Source organism: Oceanicaulis sp. UBA6590, from assembly GCF_002433705.1.
Classification (GTDB): Bacteria; Pseudomonadota; Alphaproteobacteria; order Caulobacterales; family Maricaulaceae; genus Oceanicaulis.
The window spans coordinates 1-11,042 of record NZ_DJIQ01000044.1; the positions used below are offsets into that span (position 1 = coordinate 1).

Genomic DNA, 11,042 nt, shown 5'->3' on the forward strand with positions numbered 1-11,042 from the left:
TGCGCTTGGCCGGGGTTTCAGAACCAAACAAAAAGCCCGGCGCAAGCGCCGGGCTTTCAGTCTGGGCCGGGCACAAGCCCTAGTCCATGAACAGCGTCGCGGGGTTTTCGAGATACCCCTTCATCTCCTGCACCAGCAAGGCCGCTTCATAGCCGTCCACGATGCGGTGATCGAAGCTGGAGGACAGGTTCATGATCTTCTTCGGCACCACGCGGCCCGCCTCGTCATAGCGCGGCAGGGTCTGCATCTTGTTCACGCCGATGATGGCCGTCTCGGGATGGTTGATCACCGGGGTGGTGACGATGCCGCCGATCGCGCCCAGAGACGTGATGGTGATGGTGGAGCCCGTCAGCTCGTCCTTGGTGGCCTTGCCCGCTTTCGCGGCGTCACCCAAGCGCTTCACCTCGGCGGCCACTTCCCAGATATCGAGACTTTCGGCGTGCTTGATCACCGGCACCATCAGCCCGTTGGGCGTGGCGGCGGCGATGCCGCAATGCACGCCGTCATGCTGGGTCAGCAGCGAACCGTCCGTGTCGAAATGGGCGTTCGCCTGCGGGAATTTCGGCAGGGATTTGACGAGCGCCATCACCAGAAAGGGGATGATGGTCAGCTTGGTCTGATCGTCGGACTTTTTCGCATTCATGTGCGCGCGCAGGTCTTCGAGCGCGGTCAGATCGATCTCGTCCACATAGGTGATGTGCGGGATGGTGCGCTTGGCGTGCGCCATGTTCTCGGCGATCTTGCGGCGCAGGCCGATGACCTTGATGTCCTGCTTGCCGGTGCGCGGCGCCTTGGACGCGCCAGCCCCGCCCGCTTTCGAGACAAGACGACCGCCCGCGGCGATGAAATCATCAAGATCATTATGGGTGATCCGGCCCGCAGGCCCCGTGCCCGGCACATGGGCGAGATCAATGTCGGCCTCAAGCGCGCGCTGACGCACCGCCGGGCTCGCCAGCGGACGTTCGCCATTGAAACGCGCAGGCGCGGCGGCTTTCGCCGGAGCCGCCGCCGGAGCCGGTTTCGGCTCGGGCTTGGGTTCCGGCTTCGGTTCGGGTTTCGGCTCTTCCTTGGGGGCCTCGGCCTTGGACTCCTCCTTGGGAGCGTCCTTGGTTTCCGGCTCCGCCGTGTTCTCGACATCGTCCGGGACTTCACCGTCCACATCGATGACGAGGATTTCGGTGCCGACCGCGATCACTTCACCGGGCTCGCCGACAATGGATTTGACCACGCCGTTCACGGCGCAAGGGATCTCGACGGTCGCCTTGTCGGTCATCACATCGAGGATGTGCTGGTCTTCAGTGACCTTGTCGCCGGCCTTGATGTGCCATTCGACGATTTCCGCCTCGACGACGCCTTCGCCCACATCGGGGAGCTTGTACTTGTATTCGCTCATGCTCAGGCCTCCGTCACGGTCTTCATCGCGCGGGCAAAACGGTCGCGCGTGGGGAAGTACGCCCATTCATGGGCGTGCGGATAGGGAATGTCCCAGCCGGTCAGGCGGAAGATCGGCGCTTCCAGAGCGTAGAAGCATTCTTCCTGGATCTGGGCGGCCAGCTCGGCGCCGAAACCCGAGGTGCGCGGCGCTTCCTGGGCGACGACGACACGACCGGTCTTGTTCACCGACTTGGCGATGGTCTCGATATCATAGGGCACGAGCGTCTTGAGATCGATGATCTCGGCGTCGATGCCCGCCGCTTCGGCGGCCGCCTGAGCGACGTGAACCAGCGTGCCATAGGCGATGACGGTGCAGGCTTCGCCTTCGCGGACGACTTCCGCCTTGCCCAGCTCGACGGTGTAATGGCCTTCGGGGACCTCGCCCTTGGCGTGCTTGGCCCAGGATTTCAGCGGAGTGTCCGGCACGCCGTCAAACGGGCCGTTATAGATCCGCTTGGGCTCGAAGAAGATCACCGGATCGCCGCTTTCCAGCGCCGCGATCAGCAAGCCCTTGGCGTCATAGGGGTTGGACGGCACGACGACCTGAAGACCCGGCACATGGGTGAAGAAGGCTTCAGGGCTCATCGAGTGGGTCTGGCCGCCGCGAATGCCGCCGCCCCAGGGCGAGCGCACCACGCAGCCCGAAGTGAACTGCCCCGCCGAGCGATAGCGGATGCGGCTCATCTCGGAGATGATCTGGTCGATGGCCGGGAAGATGTAGTCGGCGAACTGGATCTCGGCGATGGGCTTGAGCCCCTTGGCCGCCATGCCGACCGCCATGCCGGCGATCGCCGCCTCGTTGATCGGGGTGTCGAACACCCGGTCGAGGCCGTATTTCTCCTGCAGCTTGTCGGTGGCCTTGAAGACGCCGCCGAAATAGCCCGCATCCTCGCCAAAGATCACAACGTCCGGATCACGCTCCAGCAGCACGTCCATGGCGGAGTTCAGCGCCTGAATGATGTTCATGGCCGGCATGGATTAAACCCCCAGATCCTGGCGTTGACGGCGCAGGCGCCAGTCAGGCTTGGCGTAGACGTCCTCGAAAATGCTTTCGGTGGGGCTGAGCGGGCCTTCATGCAGCGTGCCGTGGCTTTCCGCTTCCTTGTAGGATTTCACCACCAGTGCGGTCATCTGCTCTTCCAGCTTGGCGTGGCGGTCTTCATCCCACTCGCCCTTGCCGATCAGATGCTGCTTGAGGCGTTCGATGGGATCGCCCAGCGGCCAGCGGTCGAATTCGGTCTTCGGACGGTATTTGGTCGGGTCATCCGAGGTGGAGTGCGCATCGGCGCGATAGGTGAACAGCTCAAGCACCGTGGCACCCTTGCCCTGGCGCGCCCGCTCGGCGGCCCACTGGGTCGCGGCGTAGACGGCGAGGAAGTCATTGCCATCCACCCGGATCGACGCCAGGCCATAGCCCAGCCCCTTCGCCGCGAAGGTCGGCGCATCGCCGCGGGCGATGTTCTGGGTGGAGGAGATGGCCCACTGATTGTTCACGACGTTGAAGATCACCGGCGCGCGATAGGTGGACGCCAGGGTCAGACCCGCGTGGAAGTCGCCTTCCGCCGTCGTGCCGTCGCCAATCCAGCTCGCGGCGATCTGGTCCTCGCCCTTGTAGGCGCACGCCATGGCGTAACCGGCGGCCTGCGGGAACTGGGTGCCCAGATTGCCCGAGATCGTGAAGAAGCTGCCTTCCGCCCAGGTGTAGTGCACCGGCAGCTGACGCCCCTTGAGATTATCGCGGCTGTTGGAGATGCAATGGCACATCATGTCCACGATGTTGCGCCCGCGTGCGAACAGGATGCCCTGCTGGCGATAGCTGGGGAACACCATGTCATTGGGCTTGAGCGCCATGGCGGCGGCGACGGCGACCGCCTCCTCGCCCGTGGACTTCATGTAGAAGCTCATCTTGCCCTGGCGCTGCAGCTTCAGCATGCGCTCGTCATAGATGCGGGTGAGCACCATATGGCTCAGACCCTCGCGCAGGACTTCCGGGCTCAGCTCCGGGTTCCAGTCCCCGACCGCCTGGTGGTTATGGTCGAGCACGCCCACAAGGCCGGTGGCCAGGTCGCGGGTCTCTTCCCAGCCCGAAGACGGATCCGGGCGCGGCGCCTCGCCAGCCTTCTGCAGGTCAAGATGGGTGAAGTCGGGCTCGTCCCCCGGCCGATAGGGCGGGGTCGGAACATGGAAGCGGGATTGGCCGTTCGACATGCTTTGTCCGTACGTTTCTTCAAGCCATACAAGGCTTTTCGGGCTGCGAGGTAGCGATCTGGAGAGCGTTTGGCAAGCGACGCGCGGCGGACAAAGCCATGCTGCAGCGCGTCATAAATCGAGAAATTACGGCGGAAGGCATCGCACCGGAGCCGCAATTCACCTCGCCTGACAGACGCTGCAACGCTGCGCGCGCCACTTGATTTACCAATCAGAAGTTACACCCCGGACAATCATGACCACATGCCGAATGGGTGGACCTCATGCCTCGCGCGAATCTGGCGAACATGCTCATCTGCAACAGACCGCGGATCTGGTATCTCGCTGTGACGGGACAGGAGACGGTTCGCGGAGCCATGGGCAATCTGCAGGAATTGCAGCGGCGCATCGAGGTCGATCGCATACAGGGCGCCATCTTCGATTTCCGAAAGCTGGACGGCTATGACCCGATGCAGGACTGGATCGGCTTCCTGAAAGGACTGGCGATCAATGTGCCCCATGGCCTGCCCCTGGCCTGGCTGGCGCATTCTCATGGCGCCAACGCGGCTCAGAGACTGGCGCGGGCGGCCCAGAAGTCCGGCGCCCTGTCCCAGTTCTGCATGAACTGGGAGGCGGCGTTGATGACCGTCGGGCTTCCGCAGAGGTTCAAGGACCCGCTGCCCGGTCTTCTGACGCCCCCCGATGATGACGTCCTGTTCCTCGACTGACACGAAAAAGCCCCGACCAGCAGGCCGGGGCTTTCTCGATCAGCACTCGGCCGCCGACTAGTTCAGGCGCTCGATCGCGACTGCGGTGGCTTCGCCGCCGCCAATGCAGAGCGAGGCGACGCCCTTGGACTTGCCATGCTTTTCCAGCGCGGCGATCAGGGTGACCATGATGCGCGCGCCGGAGGCGCCGATCGGGTGACCCAGCGCACAGGCGCCGCCATTGACGTTCACCACGTCATGGCTGAGGCCCAGCTCTTTCATCGCGATCATCGGGACCACAGCGAAGGCTTCGTTGATTTCCCAGAGATCCACATCGTCCTTGGTCCAGCCCGCCTTCTCCAGAACCTTGCGCATGGCCGGAACCGGCGCGGTGGTGAAATAGGCCGGCTCGTGGGCGTGAGCGGCGGTGGCGACGATCTTCGCCAGCGGCTTGAGGCCGCGGCGTTCCGCTTCGCTCTGACGCATCATCACCAGCGCAGCTGCGCCATCGGAAATGGCGGAGGCGTTCGCCGCGGTCACGGTGCCATCCTTGCCAAAGGCCGGTTTCAGGCTCGGGATCTTTTCCGGGCGCGCCTTGCGGGGCAGCTCGTCGGTCTCGACCACCGTCTCGCCCTTGCGGTCCTTGATGGTGACCGGGGTGATCTCGCGCTTGAAATCGCCCTGTTCGGTGGCGCGGATGGCGCGGGCGAGGGTTTCCAGCGCATAGGCGTCCTGGTCCTCACGGGTGAACTGGTGCTCACGGGCGATCATGTCGGCGAACACGCCCATGGCGTTGCCTTCATAGGCGTCCTCGAGACCATCCTGGGCCATGTGATCCTTGATCACGTCATGGCCATACTTGAAGCCGGTGCGGTGGTTCGGCAGCAGGTGCGGCGCGTTAGTCATGGATTCCATGCCGCCCGCCACGATCACAGAGGCGTCGCCCGAGGCGATGGAGGCGCGGCCCATGATGGCGGCCTGCATGCCGGAGCCGCACATCTTGTTCAGCGTGGTCGCCTCGACCGATTTGGGCAGACCGCCCTTGATGGCCGCCTGGCGCGCCGGGGCCTGGCCCTGGCCAGCGCTGAGCACATTGCCCATGTAGATGAGGTCCACATCGTCGCCTGCGACGCCGGCTTCGGCGAGCGCGGCCTTGACCGCTTCGGCGCCCAGCTCATTGGCGGACAGGCCCGCCAGTTCACCCATCAGGCCGCCCATCGGGGTGCGAGCCATACCAACGATGACAATCGGATCTTCGGCACTCATGGTCCGTCTCCTATCATTATTGCGGCCGGCTCGGCGGCCGGTCATTGGGCAGGAGAAAAAGGCCTTGTTTCGCACCGCGTCAAGTCTGCTCGCATCCGCAGCAGCCCGGCTCAGGACGCTTCCGGGCCTGCAAGGCCTCGTTGAAGGAGCAGCTGCGCTGGGGCTTTTCGGGCTGACAGCCTTCGCAATTCACACACTTATGAGCCCCATTCACTTTTCTATGGGGCTGCCGGGCCTGCGCAATGATCCGGATGCATTTCTACGTCTGGCGGCAATCGCGCTCTTGATACCCGCTCTGGGTGAGGAGCTGGTGTTCCGGGGGATTCTCCAGCCTGCCCGCATGTCCACGACCAAAGACTTTGCGGTCAGCGCGCTGTCGCTCGCCGCCTTCGTGCTCTGGCACCCGGTTCAGGTCTGGCTCGGCCTGCCCATGGCGCAACCGGTCTTCACCGAACCGGCTTTCCTGACCCTCGTCGCGGCTCTCGGTGCGCTCTGCACCGCCCTCACCCATCGAACGGGCAGTCTGTGGCCCGCCATGGCGTTGCACTGGGTCGTGGTTGTGGGGTGGAAGGCGGGGACGGGTTAAGCCGTCGCCCGAATCCAGCCGCCGCCCAACACCCGGTCATGATCGGGATGAGAATAGAAGACGCAGGCCTGCCCCGGCGCAACGCCCTCTTCGCCCGTTTCCAGCAGCACGAAGACGCCGTCTCCGGTCACCTCCAGAATCGCCGGCTTGGGCGGACGGGTGGAGCGCACCTTGATGCCGACGGTCAGACCGTCCGCTTCGGAGAGGTCGCCATCCCCGATCCAGTTCACGTCCGTCAGGGTGATCCTGCTGACCTTCAGCGCCTCGCGCGGGCCGACAATGACCTGCGCGTTTTCCGCGTCCAGCCGCACCACATAGAGCGGCTCGCCCGTCGCAATGCCGAGCCCGCGACGCTGGCCCACGGTGTAGCGCAGCACGCCCTCATGCTCGCCCATCACCCGACCATCCAGATGCACGATCTCGCCGGGACGCGACGCGCCCGGACGCACCTTCTCCACCACCGCGGCGTAATCGCCGTCGGGCACGAAGCAGATGTCCTGGCTGTCGGGCTTGGCGGCCACGATGAGGCCCAGCGCGGCGGCAAGCTCGCGGGTCTGCTCCTTGTTCAGATGACCCAGCGGGAAGCGCAGATAATCAAGCTGCTCCTCTGTGGTCGCGAACAGGAAATAGGACTGGTCCTTGCCCGCATCGGCGGCGCGGCGCAGCTCGGGCCGGTTCCCGCTCATGGTGCGCTGGATGTAATGCCCCGTGACCAGGCAGTCCGCGCCCAATTGCTTGGAGGTGGCCAAGAGGTCCGCGAACTTCACGGACTGATTGCAGCGCACGCAGGGGATGGGGGTGAAGCCCGCCAGATACGTGTCGGCGAAATCCTCGATCACCGCCTCGCGGAACCGGGTTTCATAGTCGAGCACGTAATGGGCGAAGCCCATGGCCTCCGCCACGCGGCGGGCGTCATGAATGTCCTGGCCCGCGCAGCACGCGCCCTTTCGGTGCACGGCCTCGCCATGATCGTAGAGCTGCAGCGTCATGCCCACGACCTGATAGCCCGCGCGATGCAGCACTGCCGCCACGACGGAACTGTCCACCCCGCCGGACATGGCCGCGACCACGCGGTGGTCAGAGGGCTCGCCGCCCAGATTGAGGAATTCGCCCGTCAGCCCGTACTCGGCCATCAGCGCGTCCACGCGCGCTTCATCCAGAGCCGGTTTCGGCATGTCAGGCATTGACGCGCCCGCGTTCGAACGCGGCGCGTTGGAAATCAATGTCGTCATCATCCTCTCCCCCGCCGGGTCAAGATCGGCGGCGAACAGCAACAGGAGCGCGGCATATAAGGCCAAAACGGCTTCAAGGCCACACAACCAGATCACATTTTCTTTGTTAACGCCTTCGCCTCAGACTTCTTCAGCTTTTGTTAGGCACACTCATGAGTTCGTGGGTGAAGTCGATACATGGGGATTTCAATGTCCAACTCTCTAGTGACGCGGCTCGTGGCCCTGATCCTGGGTCTTGTGGCGATCGGGATCGCGCTGACCGCCATCTCGGCAGGCTGGGTGATCAACAATTCCATTTCGCGCTCCGCTTCCGAGGCGCAGGAGATGAACTTGCGGGTGGCGGCGGCCACGCTGCAGGCGACGCGATTGCCGGAACTGGAGATCAGCTATAATCGCGAAGGCGATATCACGCGGCTGGTGGCGCCCGCCCTGCCGGAGTTCAGCTCCCATGAGATGATCGACTCCATCGGCCAGCAAACGGGACAGACCGCAACGCTGTTCATCTGGTCTCCGGCCGAGAACGACTTCTTCCGCCGCACGACCAATATCGTCAAACCGGACGGCAATCGCGCCGTCGGCACGCCGCTGGGCCAGGGCGCGGTCTACAATTCCATGATGGCCGGGCAGGGCTTCCGCGGTCAGGCGACGATCCTGGGCAAGGACTATTTCACTGCCTACCAGCCGGTCTTCACCCCCGATGGCGAAACCATCGGCATTCTTTATGTGGGGGTCGAGAAAGCCGCCATCATCGCCACGCGCAATCATGTGCTCATGATCACCGGTCTGCTTGCGCTCATGGCGCTCGCCATTGCCGGCGGCGTCGGGTTCTGGGTCAGCCGTCGGGCTCTGTCCCCGCTGAACACGATGACCCAGACGATTGATGAGGTCGCGCATGGCAATTACGCGCCCAATCACCAGTTCCTGGACCGCAAGGACGAGATCGGACGCATCGCCAAGGCGGTGCAGGATCTGTGCGCAAAGCTGAAAGACGCCGAAGCCCTGCGTCAGTCCGAACTCGACAAGCAGACGGGGGAAGCCGAACGCGCCGAGCGACTGGCTGAAGAAATCTCGAAATTCGAGAATGCGGCTCAGAAAGTGCTGAGCGCCGTGATCGAGGCCGCCCGCGAAGTGCATGCCTCCGCTGAAGCGACCAAGTCCACCTCCATCGAAAGCCGCGACCGCCTCGTGAAGGTGAGCGAAGCGGCGCGCGCCGCGAGCGCCGGGGTGCAGACCATGGCCGCCTCCACCGAAGAGCTGAACGCCTCGATCGGCGAACTGCGCGGGTCAGCGGCCCGGGTGGCGGACCTCACCTCCGCCTCTGCGGGACAGACCCAGCAGAGCCGGGCGAAGATGGAGGATATCAGCGAATCCCTCAGCGACATGACCGAGATCATCGCCGGGATCGACGCCGTCGCCGAACAAACCAACCTGCTGGCGCTGAACGCCACGATCGAGGCCGCGCGCGCCGGCGAAGCGGGCAAGGGCTTCGCGGTGGTCGCGAGCGAGGTGAAGGCCCTCGCCGAGCAGACCACCAAGCTGACCGAAACCATCAACGCCCGGATCCAGAACTTCAAATCCCTGGTTCAGGACGCGGGCGAGGCGACCGAAAGCGTCGCAGAGGCCATGATCCAGATCGATCAGGCGTCTTCTGAAAGCGCGTCCGCCGTCGAACAGCAGACCGCCGCCGTGGCCGAGATCAGCCGCTCCGCCCAGACCGCCGCCGAACGGACGGGGCTTGTGGATGAGGAGACCAGCACGGTCATGCAGGGCGCGGAACAATCGGTCACCAATGCTGAGCAGATCGCCGCCCTGTGCGAGGAGCTCGAGACCAACGCCTCGTCCATGTCGCAGACCATCAACGATTTCCTCAAATCGGTCCGCGCCGCCTGAGCATAAGATTATTCGCCCTATTCCCCTCTGATGAGTGTGGTTTTGCACAGGCTCATTAGGGGGGGATTAACCGAACCGGCCGCATCAGAAATCCAGTCCCCAGCTGAGAGATGCGCCATGCCTGCCCTTCCGCTTTCCGTTCGCTTCATTCTGGTCTTTCTCGGACTGATGACCTTTGGAGTGATGCTCAAGACGGCGATCTACGCCGCTCTGGGCGCGGGCTGGGTCGGCTTCTTGCTGGCGACCGCCATCGCAGGCGGCATCACCGCTGTCGCCGCCTGGCCGGTCATCCAGCGCATGTTCAAGCCCATGCTGGATCTCGCTGCGCGCATGGACGCCGTCGCCGAGGGTGATCGCAGCACCGATGACAGCCTGGACGCTCGCGGCGACGAGATCGGCCGCATCTCGAAGGCGCTCAATCACATGACCGCTCAGCTGCGCGACGCGGAATCCGCGTCCGCCGGCGAGCTCTCGCGCAAGGCCACCGAGGCGGAACGCGCCCAGAAACTCCAGGCGGAGATCGAGACCTTCAAGACCGGCGCGGGCCAGACCCTGCGGGCGGTGGAAGCGCTGCTGGAGCAGGTCGTCAACGCCGCCGAGACATCCCGCCATGCCGCCGAGGACGGCCAGACGCGCGCGTCCTCCATGAACGAAGCCGCCCGGGAAGCCAGCAATGGCGTGCAGACCATGGCGGCCGCCACGGAAGAGCTGAATGTGTCCATCAACGAGGTGCGCGGCTCCGCCGAGCGGGTCTCCAACCTCACCCGCCGCACCGCCGAGCGCACCCAGGAAAGCCAGGCCAGCATGACCGAGATGGCCTCGGCCCTGGCGGACATGGTCGAGATCATATCCGGCATCAATGCGGTGGCGGAGCAGACCAATCTCCTGGCGCTGAACGCCACGATCGAGGCCGCGCGCGCCGGCGAAGCGGGCAAGGGCTTCGCCGTGGTCGCAAGCGAAGTGAAAGCGCTGTCAACCCAGACCACCAAGCTGACCGAAACCATCGGCGAACGGATTTCCCGTTTTGAAGCGAGCGTGCAGGACGCGTCCAAAACCGCTGCCGCCATCGTCGAAGAGATCAGCGAGATCGACGCCGCCTCCGCCGAGAGCGCATCCGCCGTCGAACAACAGACCGCCGCCGTCGCCGAGATTTCCGGCACCGCCCAGACCGCCGCCCAGAAGACCCAGGCCGTGGATGAGGACAGCGCCCAGGTCATGCAGGGCGCCCGCAACGCCGTGGCCGCCGCCAACCAGATCGCCGAAATGGCGAAAGAGCTGCGCACCAACTCCGATAATCTGTCCGACCGGATCGACGCTTTCCTGGAAGCCGTGAACGCCGCCTAGCGCCCGGCCGGGCGATCGGGCGTCTGTCCGCCCCCCTTCCCTCACTAGCGCATCCGGCCTATACGGCCCGCCAAAGCGAGCCGGTCGCGGCAAGGATGTTCAGGAGGCGTGCGCCATGGGTTTCAAATGCGGGATTGTCGGTCTGCCGAATGTGGGCAAGTCCACCCTGTTCAACGCGCTGACCCAGACGGCGGCGGCCCAGGCGGCGAACTATCCATTCTGCACCATTGAACCCAATGTGGGCGAGGTGGCGGTGCCCGAACCGCGCCTGATGAAGCTGGCCGAGATCGCCGGCTCCGCCAACATCATCCCGGCGCGCATGAACTTCGTGGACATTGCAGGCCTGGTGAAAGGCGCGTCCCAGGGCGAAGGTCTGGGCAACCAGTTCCTCGCCAA

General features: G+C 64.5%; 10 protein-coding genes. 5 read left to right on the plus strand and 5 right to left on the minus strand.

The window, feature by feature from the left end; genetic code table 11:
* Positions 1 to 79: 79 nt before the first annotated feature.
* Genes B2Z70_RS09790 through B2Z70_RS09800 form a run of 3 tightly spaced genes read right to left on the minus strand, consistent with a single transcriptional unit; the run spans position 80 to position 3,642 of the window.
* A complete protein-coding gene (locus B2Z70_RS09790) occupies positions 80 to 1,393 on the minus strand; it encodes a dihydrolipoamide acetyltransferase family protein (RefSeq protein ID WP_292982894.1) in 1,314 nt (437 codons plus the stop codon).
* A gap of 2 nt (positions 1,394 to 1,395) precedes the next feature.
* On the minus strand, positions 1,396 to 2,409 hold the full coding sequence (locus B2Z70_RS09795) for an alpha-ketoacid dehydrogenase subunit beta (protein ID WP_009801693.1): 1,014 nt from the start codon (positions 2,407 to 2,409) through the stop codon (positions 1,396 to 1,398).
* A 3-nt stretch (positions 2,410 to 2,412) separates the two neighbouring features.
* Positions 2,413 to 3,642 (minus strand): thiamine pyrophosphate-dependent enzyme, encoded by a 1,230-nt coding sequence (locus tag B2Z70_RS09800; protein WP_009801694.1) that lies wholly within the window; start codon positions 3,640 to 3,642, stop codon positions 2,413 to 2,415.
* A 263-nt stretch (positions 3,643 to 3,905) separates the two neighbouring features.
* Here B2Z70_RS09800 and B2Z70_RS09805 point away from each other — a divergent pair, with 263 nt between their 5' ends.
* A complete protein-coding gene (locus B2Z70_RS09805; RefSeq protein ID WP_292982899.1) occupies positions 3,906 to 4,349 on the plus strand; it encodes a hypothetical protein in 444 nt (147 codons plus the stop codon).
* 57 nt (positions 4,350 to 4,406) lie between these two features.
* Here the strand turns inward: B2Z70_RS09805 and B2Z70_RS09810 are convergent, their stop codons facing one another.
* On the minus strand, positions 4,407 to 5,594 hold the full coding sequence (locus B2Z70_RS09810) for a thiolase family protein (RefSeq protein ID WP_009801696.1): 1,188 nt from the start codon (positions 5,592 to 5,594) through the stop codon (positions 4,407 to 4,409).
* A gap of 199 nt (positions 5,595 to 5,793) precedes the next feature.
* Here B2Z70_RS09810 and B2Z70_RS09815 point away from each other — a divergent pair, with 199 nt between their 5' ends.
* Entirely contained in the window at positions 5,794 to 6,180 is a 387-nt protein-coding gene (locus B2Z70_RS09815) for a CPBP family glutamic-type intramembrane protease (RefSeq protein WP_292982901.1), read from the plus strand.
* On the opposite strand, the gene mnmA is transcribed toward B2Z70_RS09815, so the two are convergent.
* A complete protein-coding gene (gene mnmA / locus B2Z70_RS09820) occupies positions 6,177 to 7,313 on the minus strand; it encodes a tRNA 2-thiouridine(34) synthase MnmA (RefSeq protein WP_348764677.1) in 1,137 nt (378 codons plus the stop codon). The genes B2Z70_RS09815 and mnmA overlap by 4 nt on opposite strands.
* Positions 7,314 to 7,601: 288 nt before the next feature.
* Here mnmA and B2Z70_RS09825 point away from each other — a divergent pair, with 288 nt between their 5' ends.
* From B2Z70_RS09825 to B2Z70_RS09835, 3 genes are all read left to right on the plus strand, one after another.
* The gene (locus B2Z70_RS09825) at positions 7,602 to 9,302 is read left to right on the plus strand and encodes a methyl-accepting chemotaxis protein (RefSeq protein WP_009801699.1); all 1,701 of its coding nucleotides are present in this window, start codon (positions 7,602 to 7,604) and stop codon (positions 9,300 to 9,302) included.
* A gap of 117 nt (positions 9,303 to 9,419) precedes the next feature.
* Positions 9,420 to 10,646 carry a methyl-accepting chemotaxis protein gene (locus B2Z70_RS09830; RefSeq protein WP_009801700.1) on the plus strand — a complete coding sequence of 409 codons (1,227 nt, stop codon included), beginning with the start codon at positions 9,420 to 9,422 and terminating at the stop codon, positions 10,644 to 10,646.
* Positions 10,647 to 10,761: 115 nt separating this feature from the next.
* Positions 10,762 to 11,042 (plus strand): GTPase (locus B2Z70_RS09835; RefSeq protein ID WP_292982906.1); only part of this gene is annotated, 281 nt, incomplete at its 3' end.